The following is a 20,811-nucleotide window of genomic DNA, read 5'->3' on the forward strand; positions in this document are numbered from 1 at the left end:
GTGAGGCCAGAAACCTGCCGGTGACCCGGGTCGGCGTGGTCGACCAAGGTAGCGACTCGGTCGAGGTCCAGGGCCAGTTCAGCATCACCCTTGCGGAGCTTCGGAGCACGTCGGAGGGCGTGCTGCCCGGGCTGTTCGGGTGACGGCCGAGACCCTCGACGCACGTCATCCTCTGCTGCGCTGGCCCTGGACCTCGACCGAGTCGCTACCTTGGTCGACCACGCCGACCCGGGTCACCGGCAGGTTTCTGGCCTCACACATCGACCGGAACCGGCTTTCCTCGGTGCGTGGCACCGCGACGAGCACCCGGCCCGACGATTCGGAGAACAGGAAGACGAAGGGATCGATGCCTTCGGGCAGGTCCTCGGGAAGGATGATGCGGCAACCGGTTTCACCGGCCAGCGCCGCCTCCGCCACGGCCTGGATCAGCCCGCCCTCGCTCAAGTCGTGGGCCGCCGAGATCAGCCCGTCACGCGAGGCCGCAGTCAGCACCTCGGCCAGCAGCTTCTCGCGCTCCAGGTCCACCTTCGGCGGCACCCCGCCGAGGTGATCGCCGGTGACCTGCGCCCAGACCGATCCGTCGAACTCGTCGTGGGTGTCGCCGAGCAGCAGCAGGGTCTCCCCCGGTTCGGTGCCCAGACCGGTGGGGATGCGTCGCTTCACATCGTCGATCACGCCGAGCACCCCGACCACCGGGGTGGGCAGGATCGCGGTGGACCCGGTCTGGTTGTAGAAGCTGACGTTGCCGCCGGTAACCGGAATGCCAAGGGCCGCACAACCATCGGCCAAACCGCGGACGGCCTGGCTGAACTGCCACATCACACCGGGATCCTCGGGCGAGCCGAAGTTCAGGCAGTTGGTCACCGCCACGGGGGTGGCCCCGGTGACCGCGACGTTGCGGTAGGCCTCGGCCAGCGCCAGCTGCGCACCGGTGTACGGGTCGAGCTGGGTGTAGCGGCCCGAGGCGTCGGTGGACACCGCGATGCCGCGGCCGGTGGTCTCGTCGATGCGCAGCACCCCGCCGTCGGCATGCTCGGCCAGCACGGTGTTGCCGCGCACGTAGCGGTCGTACTGCTCGGTGATGAACGCGCGGCTGCACAGGTGCGGGCTCCCGATCAGCGCCAGCAACGTGGCCTTGAGCTCGTCACCGGTCGTGGGGCGGGGCAGTTTGGCCGAGGTGTCGGCGACGAGGGCGTCCTGGGTGTCGGGGCGGGCCACGGGGCGCTCGTAGACCGGGCCTTCGTGCGCCACGGTGCGCGGCGGCACGTCGACCACGGTCTCGCCGTGCCAGGTGATCTGCAGCCGGTCGCCGTCGGTGACCTCACCGATCACGGTGGCCAGCACGTCCCACTTGCGGCACACCGCCATGAACTTCTCGACGTTCTCCGGTGTGACCACGGCGCACATGCGTTCCTGCGATTCGCTGGAGAGCACCTCGGCCGGGGTCATGTCGGCCGCGCGCAGCGGCACCCGATCCAGCTCGATGCGCATGCCGCCGTCACCGGCGGACGCGAGTTCGGAAGTGGCACAGGATAATCCGGCTCCGCCGAGGTCCTGGATCCCGACCACCAGGCCGGCTGCGTAGAGCTCCAGACAGCACTCGATGAGCACCTTCTCGGTGAACGGGTCACCCACCTGAACACTCGGCAGTTTCTTACGGCCCGCGCCGGACTCGTCACCGCTGAAGGTGTCCGACGCCAACACGGACACGCCGCCGATGCCGTCGAGGCCGGTGCGGGCACCGAACAGGATGATCTTGTTGCCGGTGCCCGAGGCGAACGCCAGGTGCAGGTCTTCCTTGCGCAGCGCGCCCACGCACAGCGCGTTGACCAAAGGGTTGCCGGCGTAGGAGGGATCGAAGATCGTCTCGCCGCCGATGTTGGGCAGGCCCAGCGAGTTGCCGTAACCGCCGATGCCGCGCACCACACCGTCGAGCACGCGGCGGGTGTCGGGAGCGTCGGCCGCACCGAAGCGCAGCTGATCCATCACCGCCACCGGCCGGGCACCCATCGCCATGATGTCGCGGACGATGCCGCCGACGCCGGTGGCCGCGCCCTGGTAGGGCTCGACGTAGGACGGGTGGTTGTGGGATTCGACCTTGAAGGTGACCGCCCAGCCGTCGCCGATGTCGACGACGCCGGCGTTCTCCCCGATGCCGGCCAGCATGCCGGCGCGCATCGCCTCGGTGGTGGTCTCACCGAAGTAGCGCAGATGCACCTTCGAGGACTTGTAGGAGCAGTGCTCGCTCCACATCACCGAGTACATGGCCAACTCGGCGTCAGTCGGGCGGCGGCCAAGGATCTCCCGAATGCGCTGGTACTCGTCGTCCTTGAGACCGAGTTCGCGGTAAGGCTGGGGCTGATCGGGGGTGGCGGCTGCCCGCTGCACCGTGTCCATAGCGTGGGTGAGCTCAGACGTCACGACCCCAGTTTAGTGGTTGCTCGCGTGTAGGCGCGGGCAGCCGCTGGTGCGCCCACTCCGTGCAGCACGACACTGCCGAGAACCGCCACCACCAGCACCTGTGCCACGGTGTGCTCGGCCACCCCTTCCAGGGCGTTGAACGCCAGCAACCCGAACACGATCGAGGCGGTGCCGCGCGGGCCGAGCCACCCCAGCAACAGCCGTTCCCGCCAGCTCACCGGCGAGCCCAGCATGGCCACCAGCACCGGCAGGATGCGCACCACGGTCAGCGCCAGCAGGCAGAACACCACGGTGGCCACCGACACCCCCGACCCGAGTGCCAGCACGGCGGTCAGGCCGAACACGAACCACATGATCGCGGCGAGCAGGAAGCCCACGTCGTCGACGAGTTCGAGCTCAGCGGAGAAGGTGGTCGAGGAGCGCAGATAGTTGAACGCGATGCCGCAGACGAATGCCGAGACGAAGCCGTTGCCGTCGACGAGGAGGCTGGCGCCGAAGGCCAGCAGCGGTGCGGCGACCAGGATCACCCGCTTGGCCTGATCGGTCATCAAGTTGTGACGCTGGGCGTGGTTGGTCGCGACGGCCAGGGTCGCGCCCACCACGACCCCGACCAGGATCGCCTTGACGGCTTCGGGGACCGCCGAGGCCAACGCGTCGACCGGTGTCTCGATGTGCCGGTCGTCGGCGGCAAGCACCACGGCGAAGATGAAAATGGGTGAGATGATGCCGTCGTTGTAGCCGGCCTCGACGTTGAGCAGATCGCGGACCCGTTCGGGTAGCCGCGCGTCGCGCAGCAGCGTCGACGTCGGCGCGAAATCGATCGGCACCACGATGCAGGCGATCACCAGCAGCACCGCCCAGGACAGCCCGGGTAGCAGCCAGATGCCGATCAGCACCGAGCACGCCAGCCCGATCGGCAAGGCGATGAACAGCAGCCGAAGCGCCGAGCGCGGATCGGCGCCCAGAAACCCGCCTCGCACATCGGTGGCGTCGACGAACAGCAGGACCGCCAGGATGATCTCGGCGACGTGCTGGGCGCTGTCGGCGTTCAGGGTGTCGGCCACCCCGCTTTGTATGAAGCCGACCGCCACCCCAGCCAGCACCAACACCATCGGCGCGGTCAATCGCAGCCGGGCCAGCCCTCTCGACAACAGCGACCATCCGGCGAGCACGACCGATACCGCGATGAGCGAGAGCAGCACGGCGGTGATCTTTCCAAAGTCCTACCCGGAGCCGATGCAGAACGCGTTGCCCTCGGGGTCGGCGAGCACCACCCAGCTGAAGTCATCGCCCATGCTGTGTCGTTCCGTCTCGCTGGCTCCGAGACTCACCAGCCGGGCCACCTCGGCTTCCGCGTCCGCCGCCGCGAGGTCGAGGTGGACGCGATTCTTACCCGGCGTCGGCGCCGCGACTTTCTGAAACCCCAGCCGCAGCCCGCCGGGCAGTACCGCCATCACGAATTCGCCTGGCGCCAAGGCGGTCACGTCCCCACCGAGGGCCTGCGCCCACCAGCGGGCCAGCGCATCGGGGTCGGTGCAGTCAAAAGTGATCATTTCCACGGACAGTGCCATGGCGCCGACCCTAGATCAGGCCGGTGACAAGAACCCCTGCAATGCCGCCGAGTACGCGGCGACGTCGCGCGCACCCATGAACTCGCGGGCCGAATGCATGGCCAGCTGCGCCGCGCCGACGTCGACGGTCGGAATTCCGGTGCGCGCCGACGTCATCGGCCCGATGGTCGAGCCACACGGCAGATCGGCGCGATGCTCGTAGCGCTGCAACGGCACCCCGGCCTGATCGCAGGCCAGCGCGAAGGCCGCGGCCGTCCGACCGTCGGTGGCGTAGCGCAGGTTGGGTTGCACCTTGAGCACGGGTCCGGCGTTGACCGCGATCTGGTGGCCGGGTTCATGCCGGTCCGGGTAGTTCGGATGCGTCGCGTGCGCCATGTCCCCCGACGCCACCATCGACCCGGCAGTGCGGCGCAGGAAGGTCTCCCGGTCGCCGTCGGCAGCGAGGACGATGCGCTCCAGCACCGTGGGCAACAGCTCCGACTGGGCGCCGTGATCCGACGTCGAACCGACCTCCTCGTGGTCGAACAGGGCCAGCACCGGCACGTGGGCACCCGGCTCGGCCGCCACCAACGCCTCCAGCCCGGCGTAGCAGGTGGCCTGGTTGTCCAACCGGGGTGCGCTGACGAACTCGCCACCGGCCCCGGTGATCGCCGCCGGCGTCAGGTCGTGCGTCATCAGGTCGAATCCCAGCACGTCGGCCTCGGCCACCCCGGCCCGCTCGGCGACGAACCCGAGGAACGACCGGGGCCGCTCCCCGAGGCCCCACACGGCGTTGACGTGGCGCTGCGGGTCGGGGCTGACGCCCTTGCGATCCTCGGACAGGTGGATGGCCAGCTGCGGCACCCGCAGGATCGGATCGTCGACCCGCACCAGCACCTGCTCGATCACCGAGCCGCGACGTACCGACAGCCGGCCGCTGATCCCCAGGTCACGGTCCAGCCATGAGTTGAGCCAGGCCCCGCCGTAGGGCTGCAGCGCCACCACCTGCCAGCCCGCCACGACGCGGTCCGGGTGTTGTTTGACCCGCAGGTTGGGACTGTCGGTGTGGCCGCCGACGATCCGGAACGGGGCAGCCGGGTCGGCCCCCTCGGCGTTCCAGGCCACCAGCGACCCGGCTCGCACGGTGAAGAACTTTCCCGTGCCCGGCCAGGCGTCGGTCTCGGCCAGTTCGGTGTATCCCGCCCCGCGCAGCCGCTGCGCGGCGGTGGCACACACATGGAACGGCGACGGCGAGGCGTTGATGAATTCGCACAGACTCTGGGCGCTAGCTGCCATATCTCTATCTTGACCGGGAATTGTGGGCGCGCCACGCTAGGGTCGGTTTGTGACCGCACCTCAGCCCCAGCCGGTTTTGGCGCCGCTGACGCCGGCTGCCGTGTTCATGGTCGCGACGATCGACGACGGCGGCGAGGCGACGGTGCACGACGCGCTGGCCGACGTTTCAGGTCTGGTGCGCGCCATCGGCTTCCGTGATCCCACCAAGCGCCTGTCGGCAATCGTCTCGATCGGCTCCGACGCCTGGGACCGGTTGTTCTCCGGGCCACGCCCCGCCGAGCTGCATCCGTTCATCCCGTTGGACGGCCCGCGTCACCGGGCCCCGGCCACTCCCGGTGATCTGCTGTTCCACCTGCGGGCGGAGTCGATGGATGTGTGTTTCGAGCTGGCCACGAAGTTCGCCGACGCGATGGCCGGCGCCGTCACGATCGTCGACGAGGTGCACGGCTTCAAGTTCTTCGACAACCGCGACCTGATGGGCTTCGTCGACGGCACCGAGAACCCCGACGGCCCGGTGGCAGTCAATGCCAGCCAGATCGGTGCCGAGGACCCGGATTTCACCGGTGGCTGTTACGTGCACGTGCAGAAGTACGTGCACGACATGGGTTCGTGGAACTCGCTGTCCACCGAGGAGCAGGAGCGGGTGATCGGCCGCACCAAACTCGACGACATCGAGCTCGACGATGCGGTCAAGCCGGCCAATTCCCATGTGGCGCTGAACGTGATCGAAGACGACGAGGGCAACGAGCTCAAGATCATCCGGCACAACATGCCGTTCGGCGAGATCGGCAAGGGTGAATTCGGTACGTACTACATCGGCTACTCCCGCACCCCGGCGGTGACCGAGCGGATGCTGACCAACATGTTCATCGGTGACCCGCCGGGAAACACCGACCGCATCCTGGACTTCTCCACCGCGCTCACCGGCGGTCTGTTCTTCACCCCCACGATCGATTTTCTGGATGATCCACCGCCGCTGCCGTCGTCGGACGCGGCGTCCGAAGCGGCAGAAGAAGTTTCATCGGATCAGGGCCACCGTGACGGCTCGCTCGGCATCGGCAGTCTGAAAGGAATCCCGCAATGAACAACCTTTACCGCGAGCTCGCTCCGATCACCGAGTCCGCCTGGGCCGAGATCGAACTCGAGGCCAGCCGGACCTTCAAGCGCCACATCGCCGGCCGGCGCGTGGTCGATGTCAGCGAGCCCGGCGGCCCGGTCACCGCGGCGATCAGCACCGGGCACCTGCTCGACGTCAGCCCGCCGGGCGACAGCGTGGTGGCCCACCTGCGCGACGCCAAGCCGCTGGTGCGGCTGCGGGTGCCGTTCACGGTGTCGCGCACCGCAATTGACGACGTCGAGCGCGGCGCACAGGACTCGGACTGGGATCCGGTCAAGGACGCCGCCAAGAAACTGGCCTTCGTCGAGGACCGGGCGATCTTCGAGGGCTACCCGGCAGCCTCGATCGAGGGCATCCGCAACTCCAGCTCCAACCCGGCGCTGGCCCTGCCCGACGATGCCCGCGAGATTCCCGACGTGATCGCCCAAGCACTTTCGGAGCTTCGGCTGGCCGGTGTCGACGGGCCGTACTCGGTGCTGCTCTCGGCCGAGACCTACACCAAGGTCAGCGAGACCACCGCGCACGGTTATCCGATCCGCGAGCACCTGAGCCGGCTCGTCGACGGGGAGATCATCTGGGCGCCGGCGATCGACGGTGCGTTCGTGTTGTCCACCCGCGGCGGTGATTTCGATCTGCAGCTGGGCACCGACGTGTCGATCGGCTACCTGTCCCACGACGCCGAGACCGTGCAGCTGTACCTGCAGGAGACCCTGACGTTCCTGGCCTACACCGCCGAGGCGTCCGTCGCCCTGACGGCCTGAGCCCCCTTGCCCCGCGAGCGTGCGTGTCTGCTGCGCGACACGCCGCTCGCGGGCCACGTTATGCGCACGCTCGCGGGGTGCCGGGAGGCAGAAGCTAAACCGAGAGAACCGCGTCCAGCGCGGAGTAGAACAGGCCGAGCCCGTCATCGGACGGTCCGGTCAACGCCTCGGTGGCGTGTTCGGGGTGTGGCATCAGGCCGACGACGCGCCGGTTTTCCGAGCACACACCGGCGATACCACGCATCGAGCCGTTGAGGTTCTCGCGGTAGCGGAAGACCACGCGGTCCTCGCCCTCGAGCTCGTCGAGCACGGCCTCGGAGGCCACGTAGCGACCCTCCCCCGACTTGAGCGGGATGAGCAGGTCGGCACCGACCTCGTACCGGGTGGTCCAGGCCGTGGTGTTCGAGGCCACCTCCAGCCACGTGTCACGGCAGATGAAGTGCAGGCCGGCGTTGCGGGTCAGCGCGCCGGGCAGCAGCCCCGCCTCGCACAGCACCTGGAAGCCGTTGCAGATGCCGAGCACGGGCATGCCCTTGCCGGCCGCGTCGATGACAGAGCCCATGACGGGGGCGAACTTCGCGATCGCACCGCAGCGCAGGTAGTCGCCGTAGGAGAAACCGCCGGGGACGACGACCGCGTCCACGCCCTTGAGATCGGCATCGGCGTGCCAGAGGTTGACCGCCTCGGCGCCGGCCAGCCGGACCGCGCGGACCGCATCGACGTCGTCGAGCGTTCCGGGGAAGGTGATCACCCCGATGCGGGTGCTCACGAGTCCTCCCGGCTCACCGAGAACTCCTCGATCACGGTGTTGGCCAGCAACGATTCAGCGATCTCGGCGAGCGTTTCGTCGGCTACGGACTCGTCGACCTCGAGCTCGAAACGCTTACCCTGTCGGACGTCCGAGATACCGTCATGTCCGAGCCGACCGAGTGCCCCGACGATCGCCTGACCCTGCGGGTCGAGGATCTCCGCCTTGGGCATGACGTGTACAACCACCTTTGCCACGGCGCACACTCTACCGGCACGACCCGATGTAAGCCGTGCACAGTGGTTCCGCGAGCGCATCGAGCACCACTTCGTCCGATGGCGCCGACCACGCAACCCGTGGCGGTGTGATCGACCACATAGCCAGTTCCACGATGGTGCTGTTGCGTGAATCAGCCAGCAGGTATTGATGCAGCACCCGCTTACCGTCGAGAGTGAGCACCGCGGCCAGCTGTCCGGGCTGGTCGGTGGTGATCGAGGTGGTCATTCCGGGGACCCGGCAACCGCGCAGCGCCGAGGCGGCGCCCTGCACGACCGCCAGTGCAGTCTGACCACCCAGCCACGTCTCCCCGCGCCAGTGGATCACCTGCACCCTCAGCTGGCAGTCTCCGGCGGGGCGCCCGACATCGGCGCGGGCCGCGACGGCGTAGCTACGCGGGTCGCCGGGCACCGGTGACACGGCGCAGTCCTCGGCGAAGCGAAAGCGCGGTGCGTCCGCGGTCACGGCCACTCCGGCCAGCCCGGGCCAGCGGTATTCGCGGTACAGCGGCAGCTGCGAGGGGGCCACCCACGCCGAATCCGGGATGCGGTCACACAGCGGCGGGCAGTCGGCGCTGGGCTCCGGCCAAGCCGAAGGCGGCGCTGCGGCCAGCCCGCAGAGCACGAGCGACATTGTCGCGATCACCCGCCAGATCCCCACCGAGCGTCACAATATAGGCATGCAGCTCACGCATTTCGGACATTCGTGCCTATTGGCCAGCATTTCGGACACCACCGTGCTGTTCGATCCGGGCAACTTCTCGCACGGCTTCGAAGGCATCACCGGCTTGTCGGCCATCCTGATCACCCATCAGCATCCCGACCATGTCGATACCGCCCGATTGCCCGCGCTCATCGATGCCAATCCGCAGGCGGCGTTGTACGCCGATCCGCAGACCGCCGCACAGTTGGGCCAGCCTTGGCGTGCAGTGCATCCGGGCGACGCCTTCCAGATCGGTTCGCTCAACGTGCGCGGCACCGGCGGCACGCATGCCGTGATCCACCCGGAACTTCCTGTCATCGACAACATTTCGTACCTGGTGGGCGACGACGAGCATCCGGCGCGGCTCATGCACCCCGGTGACGCGTTGTTCGTCCCCGACGAACCGGTCGATGTGCTCGCCACCCCGGCTGCGGCCCCGTGGATGAAAATCTCTGAGGCCGTGGACTTTCTGCGGGCGGTAGCCCCGGCCCGGGCGGTGCCGATCCACCAGGGCATCGTCGCGCCCGACGCTCGCGGCATCTACTACGGGCGACTGGCCGAGATGACGAACACCGACTTCCAGGTCCTCACCGAGGAAAACGGCACCGACTTCTAGGCCGGTTTCCGGGCCGGCGCCTCAGGCGATATCGCCTGCCGCCCCTCGGCCGGCGGCTCGTCCGGAAAAGATACAGCCGCCGAGGAAGGTGCCTTCCAGAGACCGGTACCCGTGCACCCCGCCTCCGCCGAAGCCGGCCGCCTCACCGGCGGCGTACAGGCCCGAGAACGCACTCCCGTCCTCTTTCAGGACGCGCGAGCTGAGGTCGGTTTCCAACCCGCCCAGGGACTTTCGGGTGAGGATGTGCAGTTTGACGGCGATCAGCGGTCCGGCTTTCGGATCCGTGAGACGGTGGGGGGCGACGACGCGGCTGAACCGGTCACCGAGGTAGTTGCGGGCCGCCCGGATCGCGGCGACCTGGCCGTCCTTGGTGAACCTGTTGTCCACCTCACGATCCCGCGCGGTGACCTCGGCTGCCACCGTGGCGTAGTCCAGTGGGACCACGTCGGGCACGTCGTTCATCGCCGTCACCAACTCGCGAAGCGAACGCGCGCTGACGAAGTCGACCCCACGGTCGATGAAGGCCTGCACGGGCGCCGGTGCACCGGGGCGTACCCGCGCCAGCACGTCGCGGACACTGCGCGAGGTGAGGTCCGGGTTCTGCTCCTGCCCCGACAGCGCGAACTCCTTGGCGATGATGCGCGCGTCGAGGATGAACCAGGTGTAGTCCTGCCCGGTGCGGCAGATGTGTTCGAGGGTGCCCAGGGTGTCGAACCCGGGATACAGCGGACCGGGAAGCCGTCTGCCGTTGGCGTCCAACCACAATGACGACGGGCCCGGCAGGATACGGATCCCGTGGTCTGGCCAGATCGGGTCGTAGTTGGTGATGCCCTCGGTGTAGTGCCACATCCGGTCACTGTTGACGACGTGCGCTCCTGCGGCCTCCGAGATACCGATCATTCGGCCGTCGACGTGCGCGGGCACGCCGCTGAGCAATTGCTCGGGCACCCGGCCCATCCGCGGCGGCCAGTTCTTGCGTACCAGCTCATGATTGCCGCCGATGCCGCCGCTGGCCACGATCACCGCCGAAGCGCGGAACTCGAAGTCCCCGACGACGTTTCGCGACGACGGCGCACCACGGGGCGCGTCGGAAGGTTCCAGCACCGAACCACGTACCCCAACGACGGCGCCGTCGGAGACGATGAGCTCGTCGACGCGGTGGCGGTGCACGAACCGCACCCGAGCCTCGTCCGCCAGGCGGCGGGCGAAGATGTCGACCAACGCCGGGCCGGTGCCCCAGGTGATGTGGAATCGCGGCACCGAGTTCCCATGGCCCAGCGCGCCGTAACCGCCACGCTCGGCCCACCCGACCAACGGGAAGATCTTCAGGCCCCGCGCGCGCAGCCAACTTCGTTTCTCGCCGGCCGCGAAATCCACGTAGGCGTGCGCCCATTCCCGCGACCAGTGGTCCTCGGGCCGGTCGAAACCTGCAGTACCCAGCCAGTCCTGCAAGGCCAGTTCCTGACTGTCGTGGATACCGAGCCGGCGTTGTTCGGGACTGTCGACGAAGAACAGGCCGCCGAACGACCAGTACGCCTGCCCGCCGACGTTGGCGGCGTTCTCCTGGTCGAGGATCAGCACCCTGCGGCTCCGGCCGGTACTCCCGGCTCCGCCGGGGTGCTCGACCAGTTCGCATGCGGCGACCAATCCGGCCAGACCCGCACCCACGACAATGACATCGGCGTCTGCCATGAGACGCAAGACTAGCGCGACTCAGGCAGCCTCGGTCAGTACTGGGAATCCTCGCCACTGGTAGACCGTGGGCACGCAGCGGTGTAGCAAAGCCAGGTCGATCGCGTCGAGCATCGCCTGCCGAGGACCGGGCTTGCGCAGGTGCCGCGCAGCAACCGCGACACGGACCGTCCCCGCGCGCCGCGCGATCCGCTCGGCCGAGAGTACGACGGTGCGACACCACCATGGCTCGGACAGAAATCCTTCGCCGATTCCCACCACCCGAGCCCGCGTCGTGGTGTGACGAACCAGGTCGGTGATGCCGCCCAGGTCGGCGAGCAGACGAAAGCCGTTGCGGGGCAACACTGCGACCGTGCCCTCCGAGACGTTCCAACCGGGAGCGGCGAACAGTCGGGTGCGCAGGCCCAGATGTTCAAGTACCCGGTCGGCACCCATCAGCCGCAGATTGGCCTCGTGGGCGGGCAAAGACGCGAACTCACCGCGGCGCTTCTTCGTCGCCGCCTCGTCGTAGCCGTGCAGGACGACGGCGTCGCCGCCGCTACGGCGGCCGGTCAGCCATTCGACGGTGGCCGCATCACGGTCCAGGCGGTAGCCGCCCTTGAGCCGCGGGGCCACCATCAGGGAGGCGGGAACGCCACGGGCGTCGAGCTCGGCACAGAACGACGCGACATCGGCCAGCGTGCGGTCGCTGATCTGCGATATCGAGACGATGAGTTGTCCGGTCACGCCGCCAGTGTGGCAACGTCACATGTCGGGACGGTGTCGAACACCCGGACGGCGGGTGTCGATTCAGCCAGAGATCAGGCCGGCAGGACCGCTTCGATGGCCGCGACCACCTCGGGAGCATCCGGCTCGGTACGGGGACGGAACCGGTTGACCACCGTCCCGTCCGCGGCGAGCAGGAACTTCTCGAAGTTCCACTGGATGTCCCCGGCTTCCCCGTCCGCGTCGGTGGCCTGGGTGAGTTCGGTGTAGAGCGGGTGCCGGTCAGCACCGTTGACGTCGGTCTTGGCCAGCAGCGGGAACGTCACCCCGTAGGTGGTCGAGCAGAAGGTCTGGATCTCCTCGGCGGTGCCGGGTTCCTGTCCCATGAACTGGTTGCACGGCACCCCGACAACGGTCAGCCCACGCGCGGCGTAATCCTGGGCGAGCTTCTCCAGCGCGGTGTACTGCGGCGTCAGGCCACATTTGGAGGCCACGTTGACCACCAGTGCGGCACCGGGCGCCAACTCGGCCAGCGTGGTCTGCGTGCCGTCAAGGGTGGTCAGTGGAATGTCGTTGAGGCTCATCGACCCGACGCTACCGGACCTGCTCGTCGAACAGGATCGTGGCCAGTCGCTGCACCTGGGCGATCGGGTCGCCTCCGGTGTCGATCGCGTCGTTGAGCCACAGCATCGAAAAGCCGTGCACCAGAGACCAAGCCGCCAGTGCGGCACCCGCCGGGTCGTCGACGGCCTTCGGGTCGGCCAGGGTCCCGACGCCCCGGTTGAGTTCAGCCCCGGCGGCCGAGGAAGCGGCGACGAGGTCCGGGTCGGTGTCGTCGTAGAGGGATTTGTCGAACATCACCTCGTAGTGGCCGGGGTGGTCGAGGGCGAAGCGCACGTAGGCCTTGGCGGCATCGATGAACTGCGGCCGGGCGTCGGTCAGGGCCGCAGCCAGCAGCTCGAACCCTTCGGTGGCCAGCGCGGTGAACAGCCCGCGCCGGTCGGTGAAGTGGTGCGCGGGCGCAGCGTGCGAAACCCCTGCCGCGCGGGCAAGTTCGCGCAGTGAGATCCCGTCGGCACCCCGCTCGGCCACCAGCGTCGCGGCCTGCTGCAAGATCACGGTCTTCAGATCGCCGTGGTGATAGCCCATGCGGGCCATCGTAGTCCGAGATCTTGACATCGACTAGATCTCACGTAGCGTGTGGATCTAGACACCGACAAGATGGGAGTGGCGATGGCCGTCTTTCTGACGTTGATCCTCGGCAGCGTGGCAGGCCGGGTGATCGGCCTGCTCGGCGTGGACTATCTCGACAGTTGGCCCGCCGCAATCGCGGTCGGGCTGGCGGCGATGTTCGTCATGACCGGCGTCGCCCACTTCGTCAATCCGCTGCGGCGCGACATGATCGCGATCGTGCCGCCCGCCCTCCCCGCGCCGGGGCTGCTGGTGACCGTCACCGGCGTTCTCGAGTTGGCCGGTGCCGTCGGACTGCTCTACCCGCCGACCCGGGTGGCAGCGGCGGTGTGCCTGTTCGTGTTGATGCTGGCCATGTTTCCGGCAAATGTGTATGCGGCCCGGATGCCGAACCCACCGAAGTCGATGACCTCGCGGCTAAGTGCTCGGACCGCCGAAGAGGCTGTCTACCTGGCCGCGGCCGTAGTTGTCGCGGTCGGCGGCAGCTAGCAACCAGGCGTACTGGAAGGCGGCTTCCTTCCACCGCTCGTAGCGGCCGGACAGTCCGCCGTGACCGGCCACCATCTCCGTCTTGAGCAGCACGGGATGACCGTCGGTCTTCGTATGGCGCAGCGCAGCAACCCATTTGGCCGGCTCGACATAGTAGACCCGGGTGTCGTTGAGCGAGGTCATCGCCAGGATGGCCGGATAATCCTGCGCCGTCACGTTCTCATAGGGCGTGTAGGACTTCATGTATCGGTACACCTCGGGGTCCTCCAAGGGATTTCCCCATTCGTCCCACTCGGTCACCGTCAGCGGCAAGGACGGGTCCAGGATGGTCGTCAACGCGTCGACGAACGGCACCTGGGCCAGGATTCCGGCGAACAACTCCGGGGCCATGTTGGCCACCGCACCCATCAGCAGGCCGCCGGCGCTGCCGCCGAGGGCCACCAGATTCTGCGGCCGGGTCAACCCGCTGTCGATGAGATGGCGTGCCACCGCGATGAAATCGGTGAACGTGTTGGTCTTCTCCAGCAGCTTGCCGTGCTCGTACCAGGGCCGGCCCAGCTCCCCGCCCCCGCGCACATGCGCGATGGCGAACACCATTCCCCGGTCCAGCAAGGAGAGCCGGGCGATCGAGAACCGCGGGTCTTCACACGACTCGTAGGCCCCATAGCCGTACAGCAATGCAGGCGCCGGGAACTGCAGCCCGGCCCGGTGGATGATCGAGATCGGGATTCGCGCCCCATCGGGGGCGGTCGCCCAATCCCGGCGCTCCACATAGTCTTCCGGCCGGTAGCCGCCCAGCACCGGTTGCTCGCGCAGCAACGTGCGTTCCCCGGTGGCCAGATCCAGGTCGTAGATCCGGGCCGGGGTGACGAACGAAGTGGCGCCGATCCGCAGCTTGGGTGTGGACCAGTTCGGGTTACCGCCCATCCCGGCGGCGGTCAACTCGGAATCGAAGGTCAGCTCTTCGCGGCTGCCGTAACCCTCCGCGGTCAGCCGCCACAACGCCATCTTCGGCAATGCCTCACTGCGGTAACTGATCACCAGGCACCCGTCGAAGGCGTCGACGCCGTCCAACCGCACGTCCGAGCGGTGCTCGATCAGGGGACGGAAATCGCTCGGGTCACTGACCGGAGCGTCCACCAGCATGAAATTCTCGGCACCGTCGTTGTGCAGGATCAGGAACCGATCCTCACCACCCACCACGGCGTGTTCCACGGAGTACTCGACCAGGTCACGGCGACCCCACACCGTGGTGAGCTCGGCGGTCGGATCGTTCGCGTCGACGTAGTGCACCTCGGCGGTGACGGCGCTACCCGAGGCGACGAACAGGTACTTGTCACTGCGGCTACGCCCGATCGCGACCCAGAACCGTTCGTCGGGTTCGTGATACACCTTCTCCGCCGGCACGCCGGAACCCAGCCGGTGCCGCCACACGGTGTCGGGCCGCCAGGCCGCGTCCACCGTGGTGTAGTACAGCGTGCGGCTGTCGGCCGCCCAGGTGCCACCGGCGCCGATTCCGGCGATGGTGTCGTCGTACAGCTCGCCGGTACGTAAGTCCTTGAACTTCAAGGTGTATCGCTCGTCGCCCAAGACGTCGACCGAGAAGGCCAGGATGTTGCCGTCCAGGCTGACCGTGGCCGCACCGAGCGAGAAGTACTCGTGGCCGTCGGCCTCCGCGTTCTCGTCGAGCAACACCTGCTCACCGGGAATCTCGGTGTCCTCGTCGAGCGCGGGCGGGGTCCAGTCGTCGGGATCACCGATCGGGCACCGACAGTGCACCGCGTACTGCTTGCCCTCGAAGCTCCGCGCGTAGTACCACCAGCCATTGCGGCGCATCGGCACCGACAGATCAGTTTCCTTGGTCCGGGCCTTGATCTCGTCGAAGATCTTCTGGCGCAACGGCTCCAGATGCGCGGTGGCGTCCTCGGTGTAGGCGTTCTCGGCCTCCAGGTGCGCGATCACCTCGGGGTCGTCCTTGTCGCGCAGCCACTCGTAGGGGTCGATGAACACGTCACCGTGATGCTCGCGACGGTGGTTGCCGCGCTTGGCGGTGGGCGGTTTCACGTCGCTCATGCGCCGATCCAATCGTCGAACCGCAGACCGGAAATCCGTTCGTAGGCCTCGATGTAACGGTCCCGGGTGGCCGTCACGATCTCCTCGGGCAGCCGCGGCGGCGGGGTATCGCCGTGGCGGTCCCAACCGGATTCCGGCCCGGTGAGCCAGTTGCGGACGAACTGCTTGTCGAAGCTGTCCTGAACCACACCCGGCTGATAAGACTCGGCGCGCCAGTACCGGGAGGAGTCCGGGGTGAACACCTCGTCGGCGAGCACCACGGTGCCGTCCGCGTCGACGCCGAACTCGAACTTGGTGTCGGCGATGATGATGCCCTTGGTCAACGCGTGGTCGGCGCCCTGGATGTAGATCTGCAGCGTGCGGTCCTTCAACTGGCCGGCCAGCTCCGGCCCCACCAGGTCGGTGACCTGAGCCAACGAGATGTTCTCGTCGTGGTCCCCGAGGTCGGCCTTGGTGGCCGGGGTGAACAGCGGCTCGTCGAACTTGCTCGCCTCCCCCAGGCCGGACGGCAGTGGAATCCCACACACCGTCCCCGAGGCCTGGTAGTCGAGCAGGCCGGACCCGGTCAGATAGCCACGCGCCACACATTCCACCGGCAACATCTTGAGCTTGCGCACCACCAGCGCACGGCCCAGCACCTCGGCCGGGATGCGCTCGTCGTCCGGCGGCCCGGCCAGGTGATTGGGCGCGTCGATCAGATCGAAGAAGAACACGCTCATCGCGGTCAGGATCCGGCCCTTGTCCGGGATCTCCGAGTCCAGGACGTAGTCGTATGCCGAAATGCGGTCGGTCGCCACGAAGAGCAGATGGTCGTCGTCGATGCGGTACAACTCGCGGACTTTGCCGCTGGCCAGGTGCTGGTAGTCGGACAGAGCGGGGCGCATTGGGCCAGCCTATGTGTTGGGATCGGTTCCATGAGATCGCGGTACCTGCCCTATGCCAGCAGACCCGGCCGCTTGTTGGCGCAGTTGTTCAGTGACGTGGCCGTCATCACGTGGACCGCGGTGTGGATCCTGGTCGGCACAGCCGTGCATTCGGCGGTGTCCACCATCGCGGCGGTCGGCAGGCAGGTCGAGAACGGGGCCAACGGGGTTGCCGACAACCTCGGCTCCGCCGGCGACAGCACCGACCACGTACCCCTGATCGGCGACACCTTGAGCAAGCCGCTGCGCGCCGCCAGTGACGCGGCCCTCGACATCGCCGGCGCCGGCGCGAACCTGGACCACACCGCGACCTGGCTGGCCTGGGTGTTGGCGCTGGCCGTGGCCGCCGCGCCCATCCTGTTCGTCGCGATGCCGTGGCTGTATCTGCGGGTGCGGTTCTTCCGGCGCAAGTGGACGGCGATCACGCTCGCCTCGACCGCCGCTGGAGAGCAGCTGCTGGCCTTGCGGGCCCTGGCCAACCGGCCACTGGCCAAGCTGACCCGGGTGTCCGACGACCCCGTCGGCGCCTGGCGCAGTCAAGATCAGCGGGCCATTCGCGGCCTGGCTGCGCTCGAGCTGCGATCAGCAGGCATGCGTCTGCGCCGCCTCGAGTGATTTGTGCACCTCTCGTAACGCTCACCGTTACCGGAGGTGCACAAATCACTCGTGGGGGAACCGTTTGACCGAGACAGCGCGTCCAATCCCGTGTGATCGACGATTATCTGCGTGACCATGACGGTGTGATCACTCTTGCTCAGGCACAGCAAGCTGGTTTGAGCAAGCAGGCGGCGTACCGCAGAGTCCGCTCGGGTAAGTGGCTCCGCTGTTCACGCGGCGTCTACTTCGCCGACGATCGACCATTCACCGATGCCGCACGTACCAGAGTGGCGGTCTGGTCGCTCGGCTCCCATGCAACGGCCAGCGGCCTCGCGGCAGCGTGGTGGCTCGGGGTCACGAAATTCGCACCCGAAACAATCGAGGTGACCGTCCCGAAGGTCAGCAATTTCCGGCAGCGGTACGGCGTCAAACTCCGCCGGCGTGACCTCGACCCCGCCGACATCGTCGAACACCGCGGACTGCGAGTCACCGCACTACCGCTGACCGTGGTCGAAGCCGCTGCAAGAAAAGGCGGCGGCGCCAAACTCATGGACACTGCCCTGCAGCGCCACACCGAACTACGTGACCTGTGGCGGGCACATACGCGCAACAAGGGCCGCCACGGCTCCCCCGCGGCCCGCATACTGCTGCACGCCGCCGCCGACGGGGCCCGATCCGAAGCCGAACGCCTGCTTATCAAGCTCCTTCGGGAAGCGAAGATCACCGGTTGGAAGGCCAATTACCGCCTGGGCCGTTACGTGATCGACGTCGCCTTTCTGATCCCCAAGCTCGCGATCGAGACCGATGGCTGGGCGTTTCACCACGATCCGGAAGCCTTCCAGAAGGACCGGGTCAAACAGAACGACATCGCCTTGTCGGGCTGGCAGGTGCTGCGGTTCACCTGGCTGGATCTCACCGAGTATCCGCAGCGGGTGATCGCCGAGATCCGATCGGCTACCGGGTACCGCTGAGGCGCTTCAGCCAGCTTCCGAACGGGTGCCGCACGGTGACGCTGCCCATCCGTACCCGCCCGCGCACGATCAGGTGCAGGTGATCCGATGGCGGGCTGGTGCGCACCTTGACGGTGGCGCTGCCCGCGATGGCGTTGACGCCGTTGAGGTCGGCCGTGGCCGAGGGCGGCACGATGAGCTCCGTCGAGCTGCAGTAATCGTCGATGATGATCTCCACCAAAGGCCCGGGAAGAACCGCCGAGGTGAAGTCCAGGGTTGTGCTGCACATCCGGGTGTGCAGACGCAACACAGGCGCCACCGTCCACTGGCCGCGCCGCACGACCGACGACATCCAGCCGCGGAGTTCCTCGGGCGGGCGAGCTGGACCTGGTGACGAGGCCGCGATCGGCAGGTCGGCGACCACGACGCTCAGCTCACCGCGGGTCCGTGCGGCCAGGGCGCTGTCGTAACGCTCGGTGAATTCGTCGAGCGTGATCATGCCTTCGGCGACGGCCCGTTCGAGCAGGTGTCCCACCTCGGCGCGGTCGGCGTCTGAGACTCTCAGATGGTCATCGTGGCCTGAGTCCATGTTCTGAGGTTAGGCGAACAACGCGGCGTATCAGCACGACCGCGACCGCCAGCCACGCGGCGAACGCGATCCAGAAGAACACGTGCGAGACGACCACCATTGGGTGCCAACCGGTCTCGATCGACACGGCGTAGGAAGCGGCCGAGAACATGCCCAGCGGGAAGACGGCCGGCCAGTCGAGGATCTGGCGCCAGCTGGTGAGCGCCAGCGGCACGATCTGCACGGCGGCAACGACGAGCGTCGCGATGGTGACCACGAGCACCGCATCGGCGATCGGGCCGGGATGCAACGCGGCGTGGATGTGCTCACCGGCCAACGTGGCGATCGCCGCGCCGCCCATCAGGATCCAGTGATCGGCCGGGACATCGCGGCGGACTTCCGGCTCTCCGATGGCCCGCCACGCGATGAGCCCGGTCATCAGGCCGTACAGGCCCAGGGCAATCAGCCAGAAGATGAACGCCCAGAACAGGATTCCGGCGGCCATGAAGACGATCGCCAGTCCGGACGTCGCCACGCTGACCAGTTCCCAGGTGCCGCGGGCCCGGCCACGCAGCGCGGCGATGCCCAACCTGCGCATGCGGGTGAGCGCCATCGGCATCAGCGACAGCCAGCCCGAAAGACCCAGCGCGCCGAAAATCCACACCGCGGGCGCGTACTCGGCGAACCGGGCAGCCAGGACCGCGCAGGCCGCCACATAGGTGAACAGCCCGATCACGGTGTCGAGGTCCTGCCAGTCGAAGGTCTGCCGGCGGACCGCAGCCGCGTACATCAAGACCCCCAGAGCGACCACGGCCAGCACCGCGAGGGGCTGACTGACGATGCTGAAGCCATAGTCCGCGGCGGAGATCGACACGATGCCGGTCGCCATGACCGCCGCGAAGACCACGGGTTTCATGCCGTGAACTCCACCACCAGATGTCGGATGCCGGTGTGCCGATTACTGCGGGCCCATTCGACGGGCTTGGCCAGACGAGCCGACGAAAACCGGCTCAAAAGCTCCTCGAACAACACCCGCAATTCGAGCCGGGCCAGGTTGGCGCCCAGGCAGTAATGGATGCCGTAGCCGAAACCCAAGTGCGGGTTGGGTTTACGGGTGATGTCGAAGAGGTCTGGATCGGAGAACACCAGCGGATCCCGGTTCGCCGAACCTTCCCAGACCTGCACCTTCTGCCCCGCTTCGATGTCGCAGCCACCCAATGACACCGCTCGGGTGGCTGTCCGCCTCTTGGACGGCGACGGCGAGGTCCAACGCACCATCTCCTCGATGGCCGTCGGCAGTACCCCGAGATCCGCGCGCAGCAGCTCCAGTTGCGAAGGATGCTCGATCAGGGCCAGCAGCCCGCCCGCCACGGCATTGCGTGTGGTCTCCGCACCGGCGCTGAACAGCAGGCTGAAGAACAGATACAACTCCAGATCCGAAAGAGAGGCGGCTTCGTCGTCGCGAAAAGCGTTGGCCACCACCGAGAGCATGTCGTCGGTCGGCTGGGCTCGCTTGGCGGCGATCAGCTCGGAGCCGTAGGTGTACATCCGAGACCCGGCCTCTTCGGCCGACAGCTGCGCCATGGTCGCCGTACGCGAACCACCGAAATCGAACTGCGGCTCGATCGCCTGGAACAACCAATGCCGTTCGGATTCAGGCACCCCCAGCAGGATGCAGATCATCTGCATCGGCAGTTCGGCGGCCACGTCGACCAGGAAGTCGATCGGCTCACCCGGGGAGATCCCGTCGAGCAACCGCCGGGTGCGGGCCCGCAGATCGTCTTCCACCCGCCGGATCATCCGTGGGGTCAGTCCGGAGCTGACCAGTCGGCGAATCTCGGCGTGCCGCGGGTCATCCATCATGTTGAGTACCTGCCCGGCGATCGACAGGTCTTGCAGCAGCGTGCCGCCGTAGGGGCGCGAGCCACCGGTCACCGAGGAGAAGGTCTCCGCATCGCGCAGCACCGCAAGGGTTTCGGCGTGGGTGGCCACCGACCAGAACCCCTCACCGTCGGGCGTGTGTTCCGTCGGCTCATGCCAGTACACCGGCGCTTCGCGGCGGTGTACCGCGAACAACTCGTGCGGAAATCCGGCAGCGAAGTTGTCCAGATCGGTGAGGTCGGCCGCCGCACTCAC

At 67.6% G+C, this 20,811-nt stretch carries 23 protein-coding genes; 7 read left to right on the forward strand and 16 right to left on the reverse strand.

Annotation, left to right across the window (positions count from 1 at the left end):
* Window positions 1-143 (forward strand): hypothetical protein (locus A5699_RS30315; protein ID WP_197508279.1); only part of this gene is annotated, 143 nt, incomplete at its 5' end.
* A gap of 22 nt (window positions 144-165) precedes the next feature.
* On the opposite strand, the gene purL is transcribed toward A5699_RS30315, so the two are convergent.
* From purL to A5699_RS19105, 4 genes are read right to left on the reverse strand one after another with little or no spacing between them, the layout of a single operon-like run.
* Window positions 166-2,397 carry a phosphoribosylformylglycinamidine synthase subunit PurL gene (purL, locus tag A5699_RS19090; RefSeq protein WP_197508334.1) on the reverse strand — a complete coding sequence of 744 codons (2,232 nt, stop codon included), beginning with the start codon at window positions 2,395-2,397 and terminating at the stop codon, window positions 166-168.
* A gap of 20 nt (window positions 2,398-2,417) precedes the next feature.
* On the reverse strand, window positions 2,418-3,623 hold the full coding sequence (locus A5699_RS19095) for a sodium:proton antiporter (protein WP_067772258.1): 1,206 nt from the start codon (window positions 3,621-3,623) through the stop codon (window positions 2,418-2,420).
* Window positions 3,624-3,644: 21 nt separating this feature from the next.
* Entirely contained in the window at window positions 3,645-3,992 is a 348-nt protein-coding gene (locus A5699_RS19100; protein ID WP_067772261.1) for a VOC family protein, read from the reverse strand.
* A 15-nt stretch (window positions 3,993-4,007) separates the two neighbouring features.
* Entirely contained in the window at window positions 4,008-5,267 is a 1,260-nt protein-coding gene (locus tag A5699_RS19105; protein ID WP_067772264.1) for a M18 family aminopeptidase, read from the reverse strand.
* 49 nt (window positions 5,268-5,316) lie between these two features.
* On the opposite strand from A5699_RS19105, the gene A5699_RS19110 reads away from it, so the two are divergent.
* Both A5699_RS19110 and A5699_RS19115 read left to right on the forward strand, forming a co-directional pair.
* On the forward strand, window positions 5,317-6,351 hold the full coding sequence (locus A5699_RS19110) for a Dyp-type peroxidase (RefSeq protein ID WP_082957782.1): 1,035 nt from the start codon (window positions 5,317-5,319) through the stop codon (window positions 6,349-6,351).
* Complete coding sequence (locus tag A5699_RS19115) at window positions 6,348-7,145, forward strand: family 1 encapsulin nanocompartment shell protein (protein ID WP_067772268.1); 798 nt, start codon at window positions 6,348-6,350, stop codon at window positions 7,143-7,145. The genes A5699_RS19110 and A5699_RS19115 overlap by 4 nt, the downstream gene beginning before the upstream one ends.
* Window positions 7,146-7,239: 94 nt before the next feature.
* Here A5699_RS19115 and purQ read toward each other — a convergent pair whose 3' ends face one another.
* The 3 genes from purQ to A5699_RS19130 are packed head-to-tail and all read right to left on the reverse strand — an operon-like array spanning window position 7,240 to window position 8,802.
* The gene (gene purQ / locus A5699_RS19120; RefSeq protein WP_067772271.1) at window positions 7,240-7,914 is read right to left on the reverse strand and encodes a phosphoribosylformylglycinamidine synthase subunit PurQ; all 675 of its coding nucleotides are present in this window, start codon (window positions 7,912-7,914) and stop codon (window positions 7,240-7,242) included.
* Window positions 7,911-8,150 (reverse strand): phosphoribosylformylglycinamidine synthase subunit PurS, encoded by a 240-nt coding sequence (purS, locus tag A5699_RS19125; protein WP_067772320.1) that lies wholly within the window; start codon window positions 8,148-8,150, stop codon window positions 7,911-7,913. Before purS ends, purQ begins: the two co-directional genes overlap by 4 nt.
* A gap of 10 nt (window positions 8,151-8,160) precedes the next feature.
* Complete coding sequence (locus A5699_RS19130) at window positions 8,161-8,802, reverse strand: ATPase (RefSeq protein WP_067772323.1); 642 nt, start codon at window positions 8,800-8,802, stop codon at window positions 8,161-8,163.
* A 46-nt stretch (window positions 8,803-8,848) separates the two neighbouring features.
* Here A5699_RS19130 and A5699_RS19135 point away from each other — a divergent pair, with 46 nt between their 5' ends.
* Window positions 8,849-9,487 carry an MBL fold metallo-hydrolase gene (locus tag A5699_RS19135; RefSeq protein WP_067772275.1) on the forward strand — a complete coding sequence of 213 codons (639 nt, stop codon included), beginning with the start codon at window positions 8,849-8,851 and terminating at the stop codon, window positions 9,485-9,487.
* Window positions 9,488-9,508: 21 nt separating this feature from the next.
* Here the strand turns inward: A5699_RS19135 and A5699_RS19140 are convergent, their stop codons facing one another.
* From A5699_RS19140 to A5699_RS19155, 4 genes are all read right to left on the reverse strand, one after another.
* A complete protein-coding gene (locus A5699_RS19140) occupies window positions 9,509-11,179 on the reverse strand; it encodes an FAD-binding dehydrogenase (RefSeq protein WP_067772278.1) in 1,671 nt (556 codons plus the stop codon).
* A 21-nt stretch (window positions 11,180-11,200) separates the two neighbouring features.
* Entirely contained in the window at window positions 11,201-11,905 is a 705-nt protein-coding gene (locus A5699_RS19145) for a DUF2334 domain-containing protein (protein WP_067772281.1), read from the reverse strand.
* Between the two features lie 74 nt (window positions 11,906-11,979).
* The gene (locus A5699_RS19150; RefSeq protein ID WP_067772284.1) at window positions 11,980-12,468 is read right to left on the reverse strand and encodes a glutathione peroxidase; all 489 of its coding nucleotides are present in this window, start codon (window positions 12,466-12,468) and stop codon (window positions 11,980-11,982) included.
* 10 nt (window positions 12,469-12,478) lie between these two features.
* On the reverse strand, window positions 12,479-13,033 hold the full coding sequence (locus A5699_RS19155; protein ID WP_067772326.1) for a TetR/AcrR family transcriptional regulator: 555 nt from the start codon (window positions 13,031-13,033) through the stop codon (window positions 12,479-12,481).
* An 84-nt stretch (window positions 13,034-13,117) separates the two neighbouring features.
* On the opposite strand from A5699_RS19155, the gene A5699_RS19160 reads away from it, so the two are divergent.
* Entirely contained in the window at window positions 13,118-13,564 is a 447-nt protein-coding gene (locus A5699_RS19160) for a DoxX family protein (RefSeq protein WP_067772329.1), read from the forward strand.
* Here the strand turns inward: A5699_RS19160 and A5699_RS19165 are convergent.
* Together A5699_RS19165 and A5699_RS19170 are read right to left on the reverse strand one after the other, a co-directional pair.
* The gene (locus tag A5699_RS19165; RefSeq protein ID WP_067772287.1) at window positions 13,493-15,637 is read right to left on the reverse strand and encodes a S9 family peptidase; all 2,145 of its coding nucleotides are present in this window, start codon (window positions 15,635-15,637) and stop codon (window positions 13,493-13,495) included. The two genes, A5699_RS19160 and A5699_RS19165, sit on opposite strands and share 72 nt — an antisense overlap.
* Window positions 15,634-16,521: a phosphoribosylaminoimidazolesuccinocarboxamide synthase gene (locus tag A5699_RS19170; protein WP_067772290.1), complete on the reverse strand. Its 888-nt coding sequence runs from the start codon at window positions 16,519-16,521 to the stop codon at window positions 15,634-15,636. The genes A5699_RS19165 and A5699_RS19170 overlap by 4 nt, the downstream gene beginning before the upstream one ends.
* 30 nt (window positions 16,522-16,551) lie before the next feature.
* On the opposite strand from A5699_RS19170, the gene A5699_RS19175 reads away from it, so the two are divergent.
* The gene (locus A5699_RS19175) at window positions 16,552-17,175 is read left to right on the forward strand and encodes a hypothetical protein (RefSeq protein ID WP_067772293.1); all 624 of its coding nucleotides are present in this window, start codon (window positions 16,552-16,554) and stop codon (window positions 17,173-17,175) included.
* Between the two features lie 92 nt (window positions 17,176-17,267).
* A complete protein-coding gene (locus A5699_RS19180) occupies window positions 17,268-18,128 on the forward strand; it encodes a type IV toxin-antitoxin system AbiEi family antitoxin domain-containing protein (RefSeq protein ID WP_067772296.1) in 861 nt (286 codons plus the stop codon).
* Here A5699_RS19180 and A5699_RS19185 read toward each other — a convergent pair.
* From A5699_RS19185 to A5699_RS19195, 3 genes are read right to left on the reverse strand one after another with little or no spacing between them, the layout of a single operon-like run.
* Entirely contained in the window at window positions 18,112-18,696 is a 585-nt protein-coding gene (locus tag A5699_RS19185; protein WP_067772299.1) for a DUF1707 domain-containing protein, read from the reverse strand. The genes A5699_RS19180 and A5699_RS19185 overlap by 17 nt on opposite strands.
* A complete protein-coding gene (locus tag A5699_RS19190; protein WP_067772302.1) occupies window positions 18,677-19,591 on the reverse strand; it encodes a tellurite resistance/C4-dicarboxylate transporter family protein in 915 nt (304 codons plus the stop codon). The genes A5699_RS19185 and A5699_RS19190 overlap by 20 nt, the downstream gene beginning before the upstream one ends.
* Window positions 19,588-20,811: a cytochrome P450 gene (locus tag A5699_RS19195; protein ID WP_067772305.1), complete on the reverse strand. Its 1,224-nt coding sequence runs from the start codon at window positions 20,809-20,811 to the stop codon at window positions 19,588-19,590. Before A5699_RS19195 ends, A5699_RS19190 begins: the two co-directional genes overlap by 4 nt.

Source organism: Mycobacterium sp. E802 (assembly GCF_001666875.1).
In the GTDB taxonomy this organism is placed as follows: domain Bacteria; phylum Actinomycetota; class Actinomycetes; order Mycobacteriales; family Mycobacteriaceae; genus Mycobacterium.